This is a genomic window from Microbacterium sp. Leaf151, assembly GCF_001424225.1.
Classification (GTDB): Bacteria; Actinomycetota; Actinomycetes; order Actinomycetales; family Microbacteriaceae; genus Microbacterium.
Genome location: NZ_LMOR01000004.1, coordinates 1,074,642 through 1,091,615, shown reverse-complemented (window position 1 = coordinate 1,091,615; position 16,974 = coordinate 1,074,642). Strand labels below are relative to the sequence as shown.

Sequence of the window (16,974 nt, the reverse complement as noted above, 5' to 3'; positions counted from 1 at the left end):
CCGCGATGGAACTCGCACCCGTTCGAGGCGCCGCCACCATCGAAGAGGTCGCGGCGCGCGCCGGCGTCTCCCGATCGACGGTGTCCCGCGTGGTCAACGGTTCCCCCGCGGTCTCTCCCACGGCCCTCGAGGCCGTGCGCCGCGCGATCGACGAGCTGCAGTACGTCCCCAACCGCGCGGCGCGCTCGCTGGCCAGCCGTCAGACCCGCGCCATCGCGCTCATCATCCCCGAGCAGACCGATCGCTTCTTCGGCGACCCGTTCTTCGCCTCGATCGTCGCCGGCATCGGCGAGGTGATCGGTGAGAGCGACTACATCATGAACATGCTGATCGCCAGCGACGACGCGGGCGCCAAGGCGGTCGCGTACCTGCGCGGAGGCAGCGTCGACGGGGCGATCGTCGCCTCTCACCACACGAGCGACACCTTCCTCGAGCGCATCGCCGATGTCGTGCCGGTCGTCTACGGCGGACGACCGGTGCGCGTGCGCGCTGACGACTACTACGTCGACGTCGACAACGTGAAGGGCGGTCGGGCGGCCGCCGCCTACCTGCTCGCGCGCGGGCACCGGCGGATCGCGACCATCTCGGGTCCGCAGGACATGGCCGCCGGCATCGACCGCCTGCGGGGGTTCCGCGACGAGATGGCCGCGGCGGGACTCGAGCCCGCGGCCGTCGACGACGGCGATTTCACCGAGATGGGCGGGGCGCTGGCGATGAACCGCATCCTCGCCGCGGGGGAGGCGCCCGACGCCGTGTTCGTCGCGAGCGACCTCATGGCGCGCGGGGCCTACGCCGCCCTGCGTGAGAAGGGCATCGAGCCCGGGCGCGACGTCGCGGTCATGGGCTTCGACGATTCGTCGGTGTCGACCTCGATCACGCCCTCGCTCACCACCGTGCGCCAGCCGTCGCTCACGCAGGGGCGTCACATGGCATCCGTGCTCCTCGATGTCCTCGCCGGTCGCCCCGCGGCGCACGCGACGATCCTGCCCACCGAGGTCGTGGAGCGCGCGTCGGCCTGAGGCTGCGTTCGCCGGCCACCGGGCGCTATCGTGAGCGGATCGGGGCGCGCGACGAGCTGCGCCCGTGAGCGGAGGCTTCGCATGCGAGGGAAGATCGTCCTGACGGTGGCGGTGGTGCTCAGCGCGGTGACCGCGCTCGCCGGGTGCAGCGGAGGCGGGTCGACGCCGGATCCGTCGACAACCGTGTCGAGCGCGGCGCCCGCGCCCACCCCGTCACCGAGCATGACGCCGAGCGCGACGCCGACGCCGAGCACGGCGGCATCCGTCTCGATCCCCGCGTCGTGCGATGACCTGGGCACCGCGGCCACTCGGCAACAGACGGTCGGCGACCTGACCGCCCAGCACGCCGACGGGTTCGTGCGCCCGGCGCCGACGAACGCCACGACAGATCTGTCGTGCAACTGGATCCAGGAGGAAGCCGCTGCGGTGCTGCTCATCATCAGCAGCGCGAGCGCGGCCGACGTCGAATCGGGGCTCGCTTCGCTGCCGGCGCAGGGCTACCAGTGCCAGGCCTCGGACGACTTCGGCGCACAGTATTGCGTGGCACCCGGTGCGTCGACCGATACCGAAGACGTCGTCGTCGCCCGCGACGGCACCTGGATCTACCTCGAGACCGTCAACGTGAACGCCCGCGCGTGGCTGTCGGAGATCGCTTCGCAGGTCTTCGGCTGACGCCCTTCAGCGGTCGCGGTCGACCGGCTGCTGATAGACGTCGGGCACGTCGTCGCCGTCGGCGTCCACGTCCTCCGCGAGCGCGAGCTGCTTGTAGCGCCGGTTGCGCACGAGCAGCACGGCTGAGGCGAGGACGGATGCCAGGAGCGAGGCGACCATGATCGCGATCTTGGCGTCGTCGGTGTGCGGCGAGCCGTCGGGGAAGCTGAGCTCGGCGATCAGCAACGAGACGGTGAAGCCGATCCCGGCGAGCAGACCGATCCCGGCGAGGTCGATCCACTTCAACGCGGGGTCGAGCCTCACCTTCGTCACGAGAGTGAGCAGACGCACTCCGAGCAGGATGCCGAGGGGCTTGCCGAGCACGAGCCCCGCGACGACGCCGAGCGTGACGGGGTCCGAGACGGCGCGGAGCAGTCCCTCGCCCCCTCCGACGGAGACGCCCGCGGCGAAGAAGGCGAACAGGGGCACGGCGATCCCCGCCGAGAGGGGACGGAAGCGATGCTCGAACTGCTCGGCGAGATCCATGCCGCGGATCTCGGGCCGGCGACGCGAGGCGGCGACCGGGACGGTGAAGGCGAGGGCGACGCCGGCAATCGTGGCGTGTACGCCCGAGGCGTGCAGGAATGCCCACGCGGCGAAGCCGACCGGCAGGAGCACCGCCCACGCGCCCCACGGGGTGCGCGCGAACCAGGCGCGTCCCCGGTGCGCGATGACGGCGTAGACCGCCACGAGCAGGGCGAAGATCGCCAGCGGTAGCAACGAGATGTCGCTGGTGTAGAAGATCGCGATGATCGCGATGGCGATCAGGTCGTCGACGACGGCGAGAGTCAGCAGGAAGATCCGCAGAGGTCCGGGTAGGTGCGAGCCGACGAGGGCGAGCACCGCCACGGCGAACGCGATGTCGGTCGCGGTGGGGATGGCCCATCCGGCCAGCAGGCTCGGCTGGGAGTGAACGATGGCGACGTAGATGAGGGCGGGCGCGGCGACGCCGGCGACGGCAGCCGTCACCGGCACGATGGCGGTGTTGACCCGGCGGAGACTGCCGACGACGATCTCTCGCTTGAGCTCGAGCCCGACCATGAAGAAGAAGACGGCGAGCAGGCCGTCGGCGGCCCACGCGCCCACGCTCAACTCGAGATGCCACGGCGCGTAGCCGAACCGGAAGTCGCGCAGCGCGAAGTAGGACTCGGATGCCGGGGAGTTCGCCCAGATGATGGCCGCGAGCGCCGCGACGACCAGCAGCATGCCGCCGACGGATTCGCGGCGGAGGAGGGTGGTGACGCGGCGCACCTCGGCGTAGCCGGGCCAGCTCGGCGCGCGGACGGTGTCGTGGCTCATGAAGCTCCTTCAGGGGTCGATCGACAGAATGTCGACCAGACTTCCCGACGCACCGCGATCCATTCTACGGTGCGCTGCGCCGCGCGACCGTGCCGGTCGCGCGGCGCCCGCTCAAGCCGACTCTTCGTCTTCCTCGGCGTTGAAGTGCGAGGCGGTGTCGGAGTGACCCGCGGCGACACCGTCGGGGTTGCCGGGAATGGTGCCGTCGGTGCCGAGGCCGCCGGGCTTGGGCTCGCCCACGGAGTCGTCGGAGGTTTCCCCCTCCGTCGGGGACACTTCGACGTCGGCGCCCTCGTAGGCGTTCTCGTCTGCGGCGGCCTGAGAAGGATCGGAGATGTCGGATGCCATGAGCGTGCCTCTCGTCGGGGGCGGGGCGTCAGCCTCGCCGGGTGCTCGACGCTACCGAGAGGCGGGGCGGTGGCATCCACCCTTGCGGGGTCATTCCTCGTGTGCTGAGAGCGCGTGGCGCCGCTATCTCCCCTCGCGCGGACGGTGTTGCTCCGCCGACCGCCCCGGTCGGGCGCGATCCTGCGGCGCCTCCGAAGCGCCGAGCGCGCACGCCCCCCAAATGGACGTGCGCGCTCGAGCAGCGGGTGTCAGACCGAGAGGGCCGGCTGCTTCACGACGAGGCGGTCGCCGTCCCAGCCCACGGGCATGGGATCGGTGATGCCGCCGACGAAACCACCGTCGGGTCCGACGTTGCGGAACGCCAGCAGCTGCCACGCGCCCGCCCGGTCTCGGATGAGGCGTCCGACGTACAGGTCGTCTTCGGTGATCGGCGTCGCGGAACCGATGTCGAACGGGCCGAGCACGCTGTCAGCGGGCACGGCCCACACCGCACCGCGCGGGTGACGCTCGCGCACGGCATCCATCGCCTGTCCGGTCATGCACGAGAACATCAGGACGGCCCGGCCGTCGATCTCCTCGACCTGGGTCACCTCGAGCTGGCCGAAACCGTCGGTGCTCGGTTCACTGACCGGCGCCTGAAGCTGCCACGTCTCCAGGTCGGTCGAGGTGGCATGCGCGACGACACCGCGGCCGTTGAGCTCGCCGTGCGTGGCGCGGGCGGTGACGTACATGTGCCAGCCGCGGCCTGCGGGATCGGCGAAGACCCACGGATCGCGGAAGGCCTCGTCGTGCCAGTCGCTGTTCGCCAGGCGCTCGTAGATCGTGCCGTCCGCTTCGAGCACCGGGTTGGCGGGGTTCTTGTGCCAGGTGAACAGATCGGTGCTGGTGGCGTAGCCGATGCGCTGCACGTTGCGTCCGTCGTCGTCCAGGCGCGAGCCCGTGTAGAAGAGGAACCACGTGCCGTCGGCGCGGCGGACGGTCGAGCCGGTCCACGTGGCGAGGGCGTCGAAATCATCGGGGCCGCCGCGCACGAGGGCGTCGGCGACGCGCTCCCATGACACGAGATCGGTCGAGACGGCGTGGCCCACCGAGGCGCGGTAGTGACGGTCCTCCGGATCGTGCAGCGCCCGCGAGGCGTAGAGGAAGAACAGGTGGTAGGCGTCGCCGTCATCGGCGAACCAGAAATCCCACACGTAGGAATCGGCGAGGTCGAACACGTCAGGCACTTTCTTTCGGCGCAGCGGCACGCTGCAGGTCTTCTCTGGTCGGGGGGTCCATGCCCTCGCGTCCGACGGTGATCGCGGCGGCGGCGGCCGCGCGACGGAGCAGGGGAGGAAGGGTGGTCTCGTCGAGTGCGTGCACCGCGGCGCGCAGGGTGGCGACGTCGCCGGAGATGTTCAGGATGCCGTCGAGCAGCGTCCCCATGAACGTGTCTCCCGCGCCGACGGTGTCGATCACGCGGGTCGGGACCGCGGGGATCTCGACGGTGGCGTGCGCGGTGACGCCGAGGGATCCGGCATCCCCGTCGGTGATGACGGCGAGACCGGCGCCGAGGGCCACCCACTCGCGGGCGACGTCGACGGCGGCGACGCCGGGATACAGCCACGCGGCGTCTTCGGCGCTGGCTTTCACGACGTCGCTCAGGGCCACCAGGGCTTCGACACGTGCGCGGGCGTCGGCCACGCCGCCGGTCAGGGCGGGGCGGATGTTCGGGTCGTAGCTGATGAGTGCCGACGTGCGGGCGCGCTCGGCGGCAGCGCGCACCTCGTCGGCACCGGGCGCGAGGGTCGTGGCGACCGACCCGGTGTGGAAGATCCGCGCGGCGGGGACCTCGACGGGTGAGGGGAGCGTCCAGTCGATGTCGAAGTCGTAGGTGGCATTGCCGCGCTCGTCGATCATCGCGCGGGCGGTGGCGGTGCGCTCCGGCTTCCCCGCGGTCCGCAGCTCGACCCCGGATGCCGAGAGCCACGCGTTCAGCGCATGACCGCGCTCGTCGTCGGCGACGCGGGCCACGAGGGCGGCGTCGCGACCCAGGCGCCCGAGGGCGACGGTGACGTTGGCCGGGCTTCCGCCGGGGCGCTCGGCCGCCCCGGCGGAAGTGGTGACGATGTCGATGAGTGCTTCGCCGAGCACCACGACATCGAATTCGCGGGTCATCCCTTGACCCCGGAAGCCGCGATGCTGCTGACGAACGCGCGCTGGAACACCAGGAACACGATCAGCACGGGCAGCGTGATCAGCGACGTGTACGCCATGACCTCACCCCACGCGGTGTTGAGCTGGAAGAAGTACTGCATACCGACCATGACGGGTCTCAACTCCTCTTTCTGCACGACCATGAGGGGCCAAAGGTACTGGTTCCACGCGGGCAGGAACGTGAGGATCGCCACCGTCGCGAACGCCGGGCCCGACAGGGGCACGATGATGCGGCGGTAGATGGTGAACCAGCTCGCCCCGTCGATGCGGGCCGCCTCGTCGAGCGAGGTGGGGATGGTCGAGAAGTACTGCGCGAAGAGGAAGATCGAGAAGGCGTTCGCGATGAACGGCACGATCTGCACCTCGTAGGTGTTCAGCCAGCCGAAGTCGTATTTCACGACGCCGCCCTCCATCACGAGGGTGGGCAGCTGATTAACCCAGTAGACCATCGGCACCGCGATCGTCTCGAACGGCACGATGAGGGTCGCGATGATGAGCGCGAGCACGACGACCCGGCCCTTCCAGCGCAGGCGCGATAGGGCGAAGCCGGCGAGGGAGTTGACGATCAGGCCGAGTCCCACCGTGAGCACGGTGACGAGGATCGAGTTGAACAGGAACTGCGCCACCGGCACACGGTCGAAGACGCCGAAGTAGTTGTCGAGGCTGATCTCACCGGTGGGCAGGAACGCCGCGGGGGAGTTGATGTCGCGGAGGATCTGCGCGTCGGGCTTGAGGCTCGACACGAACATGAACACCAGCGGGAAGAGGAAGAACACCGCGAGGATCGACATCGACACGTAGGTGAGGATGCGACCGTTACGACCCTCCGTGGAGCGGGTGCGCGTGCGGGTGGGCGAGGTCCGACGCGCGGGGCGTGCAGCCCGCGCGGCGCCGTCAGGGCGCTCGAGGGTACTGGTCATGTCAGTTCTTCTCTCGGGTCAACCAGCGCTGGATGAGCGCGATGATGAGCACGGCGACGAAGAACAGCAGCGAGATGGAGGCGGCGTAGCCGATCTCCTGCTGCTCGTAGCCCTTGCGCACGGCGTGGAACACGACGGTCGACGTCGAGTTGAGGGGACCGCCCTGGGTCATCACGTCGACCTGCACGAACAGGCCGAGGGCGGCGATGGTGATCGTGACGAGGACGAACACCATGGTGGGACGAAGTCCGGGCCAGGTGACGTTGGTGAACTGGCGCCAGCGGCTCGCGCCGTCCATGCGCGCGGCCTCGTAGAGCTCCTCCGGGATGGTCTGCAGCCCCGCGAGCCAGATGATCATGTGGAAGCCGACGGCCTGCCAGATCGACAGCACGATGATCGCGCCGAGTGCTGTGCTCGGGTCGTTCAACCAGTCGGCGCCTTTCAGGGCTCCGAACGTGAGCGTGTCGATCATCGAGTTGATGAGGCCGTCGCTCTGGTACATGAAGCGCCAGAGGATCGACACCACGACGATCGAGGTGACGACGGGGATGAAGAAGACGACCCGGAAGAACGTCGTACCGCGCAGGCGCTGGTTCACCAGCACGGCGAGCAGCAGACCGAGGCCCGCCTGGACGGGGACGACGACCAGCGCGAACAGGAAGGTGTTCAGCGCCGACTGCAGGAACACCGGGTCGGCGGTGAAGGCCCGGAAGAAGTTGTCGAGACCGACGAAGCGCGGGGGGTTGGGCGAGATCAGGCGGGCGTTAGTGAACGACAGGGTGAAGGCCAGCAGCACCGGCACGATGAGGAAGAGCAGGAGCAGGAGGGCGGCGGGGGCCATCATCGCCAGGCCCGCCCACGTCTCGCGACCGCGTGAGGTGCGGAAGCGGCGAAGGGATCGGCGCGGCTGCTTCGCCGCGGCGACCGGAGGAGACACGGTCATCAGGTTCTTCTTTCGCGGGGTGCGGTGGGGGCCCGGAGCGGACCCCCACCGCTGGACGCGGCGTCAGTTCGCGCCGTAGCCGTCGTTGGAGGAGATGTTGGTGTCGATCTCGGTGACCGCGGCATCCAGTGCCGACTGCACGTCGGCGCCGTTCATGATGTCCTTGGCCGCGGTCTCGAACGTGCTCGAGATCACCGCGTACGCGGGGGTCTCGGGGCGCAGCACGGCGTACTCCTTCGAGAACTCCGCGAACGGCCGCAAGGGGCCGTCGGTGGAGTTGAAGTACTTCGACGCCTCGGTGGGCGCCTCGGTGGCGGGGATCACGAGCTGCTCGTCGGCGAACTGAGTGATGTACTCGTCGTTGAAGCTGAACTCCAGATACTCGCGCGCGCCCTCGGGGTCGCTGCACGACGCCGAGATGCCCCGCTGCCACGAACCTCCGCCGATCTTGGGACCGTTGCCGAGGTCCGGCGGCGGGAGGATCAGCAGGTCGTCGCCCACGGCATCCACTGCGGCGAGACCGTTCCACACACCGGTGTAGCTGAGCGCGACGTCGCCGTCGACGAACTCCTGGTTGCCCACGGTGCCGCCGCTGTTGGCGTAGCCGTTGGTGAAGAGCGACTGGAACCATTCGCCCCACTTCACGGCGTCCGGTCCGTTCAGGGCGCCGTCGGCCGAGAGCATGGTGTCGCGGTCGATGAGGTCGCCGCCGAAGCTCTGCAGGAACGGGGAGTAGGCGTAGGGCCACCATTCGCCCGTGTCCTCGGCACCGAGGTCGATCGGGGTCTCGTACCCGGCGGCCTTCAGGGTCGCGAGGGCGGCGTCGAACTCGGTGGCCGTCCAGGGCTGGTCCATGGTGGGGATGCGGATGCCGTTGGCGTCGAGCACCGACTTGCGCGCGAAGATGCCGAGGGCGGCATCCCAGTACCCGGCCGAGTAGATCTCGTCGTTGTACTTTCCGACCGCGGTGGGCAGCAGCTTGTCGGTGATGTCGCTCGAGAGGCCGAGCGGCTGCAGGTAGTTCGCCCACGCCCAGTTGGGCATGATGGGGCCGTCGAGGTCGAGCAGGCAGGGCAGGTCGCCCGAGGCCGCCGCCGCGACGATCGCGTCGTTGTACGCGCCCTGCGGGAACGACTCGGTCTTGACCTCGTACTGCTCCTGCGAGGCGTTGAAGTCGCTGATGATCTGCTCGTAGACCGCGAGCTCGGCGGGGTTGCCGGCCGAGTGGGTCCACATGGTCAGGACGGTCCGACCGTCTTCGGTCGTCGCGCCTCCCTGACCTGCCTGGCCGCAGCCGGTCAGCGCGAGCGCTGCGACGACACCTGTCGCGGCGAGCGGGATGAAGGACTTCTTCATCGTGTTCCTTTCGAGTGGCGGCGACATCGCTGTCGCCGGAGAGGGGGCCGCGTGGTGCGGCGTCAATCCGTGGCCCGGGGGTCCCGTGCGCTGCCGAGGTGCGCGGGAGGGCCGACGGAAGCCCGACGAACGATCGGGCAGTCCATGAGGTGGGGGGAATCGATGTCGGCCTCGCGGAGGCCGAGGGCGACCTCCATCGCCCAGCGGCCCATGGCCGCGTGGGGGAGCGAGACGGTGGTCAACGGCGGGTCGAGTTCCGACGCGACCAGCTGCTGATCGTCGTAGCCGACGATCGACAGGTCCTCGGGAATCCGGATGCCGTGGCGGTGCGCCCACGTCACGACCCCGGCCGCGATGCGGTCGTTGTAAGCGAAGACGCCGGTCGGGCGCTGCTCGGGCGCGAGCGCGAACAGCGCGGCGGCCGCCTGCTGCCCGCCCGCCGCCGAGGTCGGCGAGAACACGTGGAGGGCGGGGTCGGGCTCGATGCCGGACTCGGCGAGCACGTCGAGGTAGCCGCGCAGACGGAGTTGTGCGGCCACCGGGCGGTCTTCGTCGTTGTCGATGAAGGCGATGCGGCGGTGTCCGGCGTCGACGAGCTCCTGGGTGGCGACCCGGCCGCCGGCGTAGTCGTCGGGCACGACGGCGGGGTACCCGCCGTCTTCGGGGCGGCAGTCGAGGAACACCGTGCCGGCGGGGAGGCCCGCGGGCGCCGGGATGACCCGGTGGTACATCGAGGCGTAGACCATGCCGTCGACGCGGTGATTGACGAGCGTGGAGATCGCGTCGGATTCGATCTCGGGGTGGCCGTCGGTGTCGACGAGGATGACGAGTCGGCCGTTCTCGCGGGCGACCTCTTGCGCGCCGGCGAGCATGCGGCCGGCGAAGGGAGTCGTGGCGATGCGGTCGGAGACGAGGCCGATGGTGCCGGTGACGCGGGTGCGCAGGCTCCTGGCGATCGGGTTGGGCGAGTAGCCCACCTCGTCGGCGACGCGGCGAACCCGCTCTTTGGTCTCGTCGGAGATGCGCGACTCGGCGTCGTTGAGCACGAGCGAGACCGTCGCGGGGGAGACGCCGGCCGCTTTCGCGACGTCGGTCAGACGCACTCGAGTCATCGCCCCACCCTCCGTTGGATAATCGATTTTTCTTGCTGATAAACCGATTTATCAGCGACCGAGATCAGTGTGCAGTCTGGGTTGGCGTGATGTCAAGTAACGGTGGAGTAACGGTGGGTGCGGTGGTGTCGTGGTTCACCCCAGGTGGTGGCCGTGTCCCGATAAGTGCAGACCGCGTCCCCATTTGTGCTGCCTGGGACGCCTCGAGACCGCACAAAGTGGGACATGGTCTGAGCGAGCTGAGCGAGCTGAGCGAGCTGAGCGAATGAGCGAGCTGAGCCAGCTGAGCGAGCTGAGCGAGCCGCGCCGCGGCCCGGAAACGCCGAACGCACACGCTCCGAAGGTGTGGGAACGTGTGCGTTCGAGCCGATCGTGTGATCTCGGCGCGGGACGCCGCGGCAGCGGCGCCGCGCGGTCAGGCGGGGTCGCCGCCCAGCGGGCCGACCGCGGGGATGGGGCCGCCGTCGTCAGCGCCGGTCCGGCGGGCGCGGGCGATGGCGTTGCCGAGGTGGTAGATGACCAGGGCGGCGACCGACCCGAGCACGATGGCGCCCAGCTGGAACTGCCCGAACTGCAGGGTGAACCCGGCGATCGCCATCACCAGCGACACCGCGCCGGTGTACTGGTTGACCGGGCGCGAGAAGTCGACGCGGTTGTCGACCCAGATCTTGATGCCGATGATGCCGATCAGGCCGTAGAGGGCGGTGGTGACGCCGCCGAGCACCCCGGGCGGGATGGTGTTGAACACCGCGCCGACCTTGGGCGAGAGGCTCAGCACGATCGCGGTGAGACCGGCGACCCAGTACACCGCGGTCGAGTAGACGCGTGTCGCGGCCATCACGCCGATGTTCTCGCCGTAGGTGGTGGTGCCCGAGCCGCCGAAGGTTCCGGCGAGGGTCGTGGCGACGCCGTCGGCGATGAGGGCGCGACCGGTGGACCGGTTGGCTGTGGCATCCGTCATCGCGGCGACTCCGCGCACGTGGCCGACGTTCTCGGCGACCAGCACGAGCACGACGGGCAGGAACATCGCGATGACCGACCAGGTCGCGGGGGTGGTGAAGTCGGCGAACTGGAACGTGGGAAGGCCCACCCAGGGCGCGGCCTCCACGGCTCCGAAGTCGATGAGCATCTCACCCGAGACGGCCTGGATGATCACGGTCGCGACATAGCCGACGATGACCCCGAGGAAGATCGAGATGCGGCCCAGGAAGCCGCGGAACAGCACGCTGAACAGGATCACCGCCACCAGGGTGATGGTGCCGGGCAGGGGCTGCAGCTGGAAGTTCGACCATGCGACGGGGGCGAGGTTGAAGCCGATGAGGGCGACGATCGCGCCGGCGACGACCGGCGGCATGACCTTATCGACCCAGCCGAGACCAACGAACTGCACGACGAAACCGATGGCCGCGAGCAGGATGCCGACGGCCACGATTCCCGCGAGCGCCGACCCCGTGCCGGCCATGGTGGTGGCGGCGGTGATCGGTGCGATGAACGCGAACGACGAGCCGAGGTAGCTGGGGAGGCGGTTGCGCGTGACGAGCAGGAACAGCAGCGTTCCCACGCCCGAGAACAGCAGGGTCGTCGACACCGGGAAGCCGGTGAGCACCGGCACGAGGAAGGTGGCGCCGAACATGGCGATGACGTGCTGGAGCCCGATCGCGATCGTCGCGCCCCAGTTCAGACGTTCGCCGGGGGCGACGACGGCCCCCGGGGCGACGGTGCGGCCGTTGCCGTGCAGTTTCCAGCGGAACATGTGTCTCCTCAGGGGATGAATGGATGCCGAGATCACGCGCCTCTCGCGAGGTCACGCCCCGTTGCGTCGAACCGCGCGTGAGCTCGACGAAAGCGGGTCGTCTCGGCGACGCGCCGGCGCGGGAAGGCGGGTCAGGACGCCGTGAGCAGGCGCAAGAGCGTCGCGTAGCGCTCGCGCGTACGCTCGACGATCTCAGCGGGGAGTGCGGGCGGTTCGCCCTGCTTGTCCCAGTTCTCCGACAGCCAGTTGCGCACGATCTGCTTGTCGAAGCTCGCCATGCGTTCGGCGGGGGTGGTGCCGGTGCGCCAGGCCTCGGCATCCCAGTACCGGGACGAGTCCGACGTCAGCACCTCATCGGCCAGCGTCAGCACGCCGTCCGCGTCGAAGCCGAACTCGAACTTCGTGTCGGCGAGGATCAGCCCGTGCGCCTCGGCGGTCGCGGAGGCGCGGCGATAGATCTCCAGCGACGCATCGCGCAGCGCCGTCGCCGTGTCGGCGCCGACGAGCTCGACCGACCTCTCGAACGTGATGTTCTCGTCGTGCTCGCCCATCGGGGCCTTGAAGGCGGGGGTGTAGAGCGGCTCCGGCAGGCGGTCGCCGTCTTCGAGCCCCTCGGGGAGGGGGATGCCGCACACCGTGCCCTCTGCGCGGTACTCGGCCCAGCCCGAGCCGGTCAGGTAGCCCCGCACGACGCACTCGATCGGTTGCATGTCGAGCGAGCGGACGAGCATCGCGCGCCCTTGCACGGCATCCGGGATCAGCTCCACCGTGTCGTCGCCTGCGAGCGCGTGGTCGGGAGCGAGGTGATTCGGGATGCCGCGACCCCCGTCGGCGCCGGCGAGCTGGTCGAACCACCACAGGCTCAGTGTCGTCAGGAGCGCGCCCTTGCCGGGGATGCCGGGGGAGAGCACGTGATCGAACGCGCTGACGCGGTCGCTCGCCACGACGAGCAGGTGCGCAGGAGCCGCCTCGTCGCGGGTGTCGGCGGGGACGTAGAGGTCGCGCACCTTGCCGGAATAGATGTGGCGCCAACCGGGGAGCTCGAGCGGGGGAGCGAAGGTCACCCGCTCATTATTGCGGGTGCGGAGGGTCGGCACCGGCGCGGATTGTGCCACACCGCTCGCTCGGGCGCCCGCCCGCCGGCCGCCGGCGGCCCCCTGGCTACCCTGGAAAAATGACCGAGGCAGCCCCCGACACCGCGGCATCCATCGACCCCCACGCGGGGAGCCGCCACTCGACCATCCGCGGCTGGGTCTTCTGGCCCGCTGCGGCCATCGCCCTGGCCTTCATCGCCTTCGCCCTGCTCTTCCCGAACGCCGCGGAGGCGACCTTCGGTGCCGTGCAGACCTCGATCGTCTCGGCGTTCAACTGGTACTACGTGCTGATCGCCGCGTTCTTCGTCGTGTTCGCCCTCGCCATGGGATTCAGCCGATTCGGCAACATCAAGCTCGGCCAGGACGACGACGAACCGGAGTTCTCGACGATGTCGTGGTTCTCGCTGCTGTTCGCGGCGGGAATGGGCATCGGTCTGGTGTTCTACGGGGTCAGCGAGCCGCTCAGCCACTTCGTCGAGCCGCGCCCGGGCGTCGAGGGCACCCCGAACCAGCTCGCGCAGCAGGCGATGTCGCAGACGTTCCTGCACTGGGGCGTCCATGCGTGGTCGATCTACGTCGTGATCGGTCTCGCACTCGCCTACGCCTTCCATCGCCGCAAGCGTCCTCGCACGATCCGCTGGGCGCTCGAACCCATCCTCGGCGCGCGCCTCGTGCAGGGAGCATGGGGCAACGCGGTCGACGTCGCGGCTCTCGTGGGCACGCTGTTCGGTGTCGCGACGTCGCTCGGTCTCGGCGTCATCCAGATCAGCGCCGGTCTGGACTACCTGGGCATCGTGTCTCCGTCGGTGATCAGCGAGGCGATCATCGTGGGCATCATCACCGGCTTCGTGCTCTTCTCGGTGCTCTCCGGCGTCGGCAAGGGCATGAAGTGGCTGTCGAACATCAACCTCGTCCTCGCCGGTGTGCTGATGCTGTACCTGCTGTTCACCGGGCCCACCGAGTTCCTCCTGCGCGATGTGGTGCAGTCGATCGGCAATTACATCCAGAACTTCGTCGGACTCTCCTTCACCACGAGCGCGTACTCGGGCGAAGACGGCGTCGCCTGGCAGGGGACGTGGACGTCGTTCTATTGGGGCTGGTGGATCTCGTGGGCCCCCTTCGTCGGTATTTTCATCGCGCGCATCTCGCGCGGTCGCACGGTGCGGGAGTTCGTCACCGGGGTGATCCTGGTGCCCACGCTCGTCGGCATCCTGTGGTTCACCGTGCTCGGCGGCACGGCCATCTACGGCGAGCTGACCGGAACCGTGAGCCTCGTCGGTGCGGACGGCTCGGTCAACGTGTCGACGGCGCTCTTCCAGATGCTGCAGGGGGTGCCCGGCGCAGTATTCCTGTCGATCGGCTTCCTCGTGCTGATCGGGATCTTCTTCGTCACCTCCGCGGACTCCGGCGCGCTGGTCATGGGCATGATCGCCACGGGCGGCGAGGAGGAGCCCAAGCGCTGGGTGCGCGTCTTCTTCACCCTCGCGACCTCGCTCATCGCGTTCGCGCTGCTCCTGGCGGGCGGTCTCACCGCGCTGCAGGCGGCGGCGATCAGCATCGCCCTGCCGTTCAGTCTCGTCCTGCTCGCCATCTGCTGGGCCACGGTCGTGGCCTTCCGGCGCGAGCTGCGCGCGTACGACAAGGCCGAGCGAGCGCAGCTGCGCGACTCGATCGGCGAGCACTACGGGCTCGAGGTCGAGGAACCCAACCAACGCGGCATCTTCGGCATCCCGGTGCGGTGGGGTCAGCGACGGGCGGACCCGAACGCGTCTCCGCCCGTGCGGCCCGAGGCGCCGTCGTCGCCGCAGTCCTGACGCCGTCCCCTCCGCGCACCCCTCCCTCTCCCACGCCCACCCCCCTGTCGAGTGTCCAGAACACGCCGTGTGTGCTTGTGCGACGCGGCGTGTTCCGGACGTTCAACGGGTCTGCGCGGGGGTTCGCGTGCCGTCCGGAATAGGCGTATAGTCCACGTGGACTAGTCGACACGGACCACGAGGAGGACGGATGCCGCAGCCCCTCCGCCTCACCCCGATCGCGGTCATGATCCTCGCGACCCTGCGCCAAGCCGACATGCACACCTATGAGATGGTGCGCCTGCTGAAGGAGCGTCGCGACGACCGCCTGGTCCCCCTGCAGAAGGGCACGATATACCACACGGTCGCCCGCCTCGAGCGTGACGGCCTGCTCGCCGAGGTCGGCGTCGACCGCGACGGCAACCGCCCCGAGCGCACGACCTACACGCTGCGTCCCGCAGGCCGCCAGGCTGTGGAGGAGTGGGTGCGCGCCGAGCTGCCCCAGATCGACCGCGCGAGCGACTTCCGCGTCGCCCTCTCGGAGGCGCACAACCTCGAGCGCGACGAGGTCGTCGCCCTGCTCGACCAGCGCCGTGCCCTGCTCGTCGCCTCGGTGGGCGAGCACCGCACGGGACTCGCCGGGGCGACCCAGCGCGAGACCCCCGAGCAATTCCTCGTCGAGCTGCAGCGACAATCCGCTCTGCTCGACGCCGAACTCGCGTGGCAGGACTCCCTGCGCGCGCGCCTCGCCGACCGCTCCCTCGCCTGGGGCATCGCCGAGATCCCCGAGCACATCAAGAACAAGCGTCACGTCTCGAAGGAGACCACCCCATGACCGACTCCCGCGCCGCCTCCGCGGCATCCACCCCCACCGGGTCGACCCGCACCGGGTCCACCCGCACCGCCGAACGCAGCCCGTGGCCCGCTCTCTGGGCGCTCGTCATCGGGTTCTTCATGATCCTGGTCGACACCACGATCGTGTCGGTGGCGAACCCCGCCATCAAGGCGGCCCTCGACCCGAACACGGGCAACCTCGACAACGTGGTGTGGGTCACCAGCGCCTATCTGCTGACCTACGCCGTTCCGCTGCTCATCACCGGCCGCCTCGGCGACCGCTTCGGCCCGAAGAACATCTACCTCATCGGCCTCGCGCTCTTCACCATCGCCTCGCTCGCCTGCGGTCTCGCCCCCTCGCTCGAGATGCTGATCGCCGCCCGCGCCGTGCAGGGCCTGGGAGCGGCGATGATGACGCCGCAGACGATGGCCGTCATCACCCGCACCTTCCCGCCGCAGAACCGCGGAGCGGCCATGGGCCTGTGGGGCGCGACCGCGGGTGTCGCCACCCTCGTCGGTCCGCTCGCGGGCGGCCTGCTCGTCGACGGCCTCGGGTGGGAGTGGATCTTCTTCATCAACATCCCCGTCGGCATCATCGGGTTCATCGCCGCCGTCATCCTCGTGCCGCAGCTGCCGCGCACGGCGCACAAGTTCGACATCGTCGGAGTGGTGCTCAGTGCCGTCGGCCTGTTCCTCATCGTGTTCGGTCTGCAGGAGGGCGAGCACTACTCGTGGGCCGCGTGGATCTGGGCGATGGTCGCGGCGGGCATCGCCGTGATGGCGCTGTTCATCTGGACCCAGGCGCGCAGCAAGGGCGAGCCGCTCGTGCCGCTCGACCTCTTCCGCGACCGCAACTTCTCGATCGCGAACCTCGCCATCGCGGCCGTCGGCTTCACCGTGACGAGCATGGCGCTCCCGCAGATGTTCTACCTGCAGCTCGCCCGTGGACTCACCCCGACCGAGTCGGCGCTGCTGCTCATCCCGCTCGCCATCCTTTCGGGCGTGCTCGCCCCCTTCGCCGGCAAGCTGCTCGATCGCACCGACCCGCGGTTCCTGCTCGTGCCGGGTCTGCTGCTCGTCGGCGGAGCGCTGGGCATCTACGTCGCGCTCATCCTGAACGACGCGCCGATCTGGATGTTCCTCATCCCCTCCGTCTTCATGGGCATCGGAAACGCCGGCATGTGGGGTCCCCTCGCGACCACCGCGACGCGCAACCTCCCGCCGCGCCAGGCGGGCGCCGGCGCCGGCATCTACAACACCACCCGCACCGTCGGATCGGTGATCGGTTCGGCATCCATCGCCGCTTTCATGCAGGCGCGGCTCGAGGCCAACCTGCCCGGGGCGGGCGATGCCGGGGCGAGCTTCGGAACCGGAACGCTTCCACCGCAGATCGTCGGCGGATTCTCCGAGGCGATGGGTCAGTCGCTCGTGCTGCCGATCATCGTGATCGGCGTGGGTCTGATCGCGGTGCTGTTCATGCGGCGCCCCTCGGTGATCCGGCCGCACGGCGCTCCGCGCGACGCGGCCCCGGCCGCACAGGCACAGGCCGCACCGGCCGCCGCGGGCGAGTAGCGCTCCGACCCTGAACGCCGTCGT

The 16,974-nt window shown here is 69.5% G+C and carries 15 protein-coding genes; 5 read left to right on the top strand and 10 right to left on the bottom strand.

Features of this window, described 5'->3' with window-relative positions; translation table 11 throughout:
- Positions 1–5: 5 nt before the first annotated feature.
- A complete protein-coding gene (locus ASF76_RS15750; protein ID WP_055959689.1) occupies positions 6–1,019 on the top strand; it encodes a LacI family DNA-binding transcriptional regulator in 1,014 nt (337 codons plus the stop codon).
- Positions 1,020–1,100: 81 nt separating this feature from the next.
- Positions 1,101–1,691, top strand: a complete 591-nt coding sequence (locus ASF76_RS15745; protein ID WP_055959686.1) for a hypothetical protein — start codon at positions 1,101–1,103, stop codon at positions 1,689–1,691.
- Between the two features lie 6 nt (positions 1,692–1,697).
- Here ASF76_RS15745 and nhaA read toward each other — a convergent pair whose 3' ends face one another.
- The 10 genes from nhaA to ASF76_RS15695 all read right to left on the bottom strand — a co-directional run bounded on the left by nhaA (position 1,698) and on the right by ASF76_RS15695 (position 12,721).
- On the bottom strand, positions 1,698–3,029 hold the full coding sequence (gene nhaA, locus ASF76_RS15740; protein ID WP_055959684.1) for a Na+/H+ antiporter NhaA: 1,332 nt from the start codon (positions 3,027–3,029) through the stop codon (positions 1,698–1,700).
- A 111-nt stretch (positions 3,030–3,140) separates the two neighbouring features.
- Entirely contained in the window at positions 3,141–3,377 is a 237-nt protein-coding gene (locus ASF76_RS15735; RefSeq protein ID WP_055959682.1) for a hypothetical protein, read from the bottom strand.
- Positions 3,378–3,625: 248 nt separating this feature from the next.
- Positions 3,626–4,594 (bottom strand): glycoside hydrolase family 68 protein, encoded by a 969-nt coding sequence (locus tag ASF76_RS15730; protein ID WP_055959680.1) that lies wholly within the window; start codon positions 4,592–4,594, stop codon positions 3,626–3,628.
- 1 nt (position 4,595) lies between these two features.
- Positions 4,596–5,534: a carbohydrate kinase family protein gene (locus ASF76_RS15725; RefSeq protein ID WP_055959678.1), complete on the bottom strand. Its 939-nt coding sequence runs from the start codon at positions 5,532–5,534 to the stop codon at positions 4,596–4,598.
- Entirely contained in the window at positions 5,531–6,493 is a 963-nt protein-coding gene (locus ASF76_RS15720; protein WP_055959676.1) for a carbohydrate ABC transporter permease, read from the bottom strand. The genes ASF76_RS15725 and ASF76_RS15720 overlap by 4 nt, the downstream gene beginning before the upstream one ends.
- Position 6,494: 1 nt before the next feature.
- Positions 6,495–7,436 (bottom strand): carbohydrate ABC transporter permease, encoded by a 942-nt coding sequence (locus ASF76_RS15715; RefSeq protein ID WP_055959674.1) that lies wholly within the window; start codon positions 7,434–7,436, stop codon positions 6,495–6,497.
- A gap of 63 nt (positions 7,437–7,499) precedes the next feature.
- The gene (locus ASF76_RS15710; RefSeq protein ID WP_055959672.1) at positions 7,500–8,792 is read right to left on the bottom strand and encodes a sugar ABC transporter substrate-binding protein; all 1,293 of its coding nucleotides are present in this window, start codon (positions 8,790–8,792) and stop codon (positions 7,500–7,502) included.
- Between the two features lie 62 nt (positions 8,793–8,854).
- Positions 8,855–9,904, bottom strand: coding sequence for a LacI family DNA-binding transcriptional regulator (locus tag ASF76_RS15705; protein ID WP_055959670.1), 1,050 nt, complete (start codon positions 9,902–9,904; stop codon positions 8,855–8,857).
- 415 nt (positions 9,905–10,319) lie between these two features.
- The gene (locus tag ASF76_RS15700) at positions 10,320–11,657 is read right to left on the bottom strand and encodes a uracil-xanthine permease family protein (protein ID WP_055959668.1); all 1,338 of its coding nucleotides are present in this window, start codon (positions 11,655–11,657) and stop codon (positions 10,320–10,322) included.
- A 131-nt stretch (positions 11,658–11,788) separates the two neighbouring features.
- Positions 11,789–12,721 carry a phosphoribosylaminoimidazolesuccinocarboxamide synthase gene (locus tag ASF76_RS15695; protein ID WP_055959667.1) on the bottom strand — a complete coding sequence of 311 codons (933 nt, stop codon included), beginning with the start codon at positions 12,719–12,721 and terminating at the stop codon, positions 11,789–11,791.
- A 110-nt stretch (positions 12,722–12,831) separates the two neighbouring features.
- Here ASF76_RS15695 and ASF76_RS15690 point away from each other — a divergent pair, with 110 nt between their 5' ends.
- The 3 genes from ASF76_RS15690 (at position 12,832) to ASF76_RS15680 (ending at position 16,950) form a co-directional block, all read left to right on the top strand.
- A complete protein-coding gene (locus tag ASF76_RS15690) occupies positions 12,832–14,565 on the top strand; it encodes a BCCT family transporter (RefSeq protein WP_055959664.1) in 1,734 nt (577 codons plus the stop codon).
- Positions 14,566–14,755: 190 nt separating this feature from the next.
- The gene (locus tag ASF76_RS15685; RefSeq protein ID WP_055959663.1) at positions 14,756–15,379 is read left to right on the top strand and encodes a PadR family transcriptional regulator; all 624 of its coding nucleotides are present in this window, start codon (positions 14,756–14,758) and stop codon (positions 15,377–15,379) included.
- On the top strand, positions 15,376–16,950 hold the full coding sequence (locus ASF76_RS15680; protein WP_055959661.1) for a DHA2 family efflux MFS transporter permease subunit: 1,575 nt from the start codon (positions 15,376–15,378) through the stop codon (positions 16,948–16,950). Before ASF76_RS15685 ends, ASF76_RS15680 begins: the two co-directional genes overlap by 4 nt.
- The last annotated feature ends 24 nt before the right edge of the window (positions 16,951–16,974 follow it).

Excerpts from the sequence above, each read along its gene's own strand:
- ASF76_RS15750 (WP_055959689.1), top strand. The coding sequence starts at position 6 with ATGGAACTCGCACCCGTTCGAGGCGCCGCCACCATCGAAGAGGTCGCG.
- ASF76_RS15745 (WP_055959686.1), top strand. The coding sequence starts at position 1,101 with ATGCGAGGGAAGATCGTCCTGACGGTGGCGGTGGTGCTCAGCGCGGTG.
- nhaA (WP_055959684.1), bottom strand. The coding sequence starts at position 3,029 with ATGAGCCACGACACCGTCCGCGCGCCGAGCTGGCCCGGCTACGCCGAG.
- ASF76_RS15735 (WP_055959682.1), bottom strand. The coding sequence starts at position 3,377 with ATGGCATCCGACATCTCCGATCCTTCTCAGGCCGCCGCAGACGAGAAC.
- ASF76_RS15725 (WP_055959678.1), bottom strand. The coding sequence starts at position 5,534 with ATGACCCGCGAATTCGATGTCGTGGTGCTCGGCGAAGCACTCATCGAC.
- ASF76_RS15720 (WP_055959676.1), bottom strand. The coding sequence starts at position 6,493 with ATGACCAGTACCCTCGAGCGCCCTGACGGCGCCGCGCGGGCTGCACGC.
- ASF76_RS15715 (WP_055959674.1), bottom strand. The coding sequence starts at position 7,436 with ATGACCGTGTCTCCTCCGGTCGCCGCGGCGAAGCAGCCGCGCCGATCC.
- ASF76_RS15710 (WP_055959672.1), bottom strand. The coding sequence starts at position 8,792 with ATGAAGAAGTCCTTCATCCCGCTCGCCGCGACAGGTGTCGTCGCAGCG.
- ASF76_RS15705 (WP_055959670.1), bottom strand. The coding sequence starts at position 9,904 with ATGACTCGAGTGCGTCTGACCGACGTCGCGAAAGCGGCCGGCGTCTCC.
- ASF76_RS15700 (WP_055959668.1), bottom strand. The coding sequence starts at position 11,657 with ATGTTCCGCTGGAAACTGCACGGCAACGGCCGCACCGTCGCCCCGGGG.
- ASF76_RS15690 (WP_055959664.1), top strand. The coding sequence starts at position 12,832 with ATGACCGAGGCAGCCCCCGACACCGCGGCATCCATCGACCCCCACGCG.
- ASF76_RS15685 (WP_055959663.1), top strand. The coding sequence starts at position 14,756 with ATGCCGCAGCCCCTCCGCCTCACCCCGATCGCGGTCATGATCCTCGCG.
- ASF76_RS15680 (WP_055959661.1), top strand. The coding sequence starts at position 15,376 with ATGACCGACTCCCGCGCCGCCTCCGCGGCATCCACCCCCACCGGGTCG.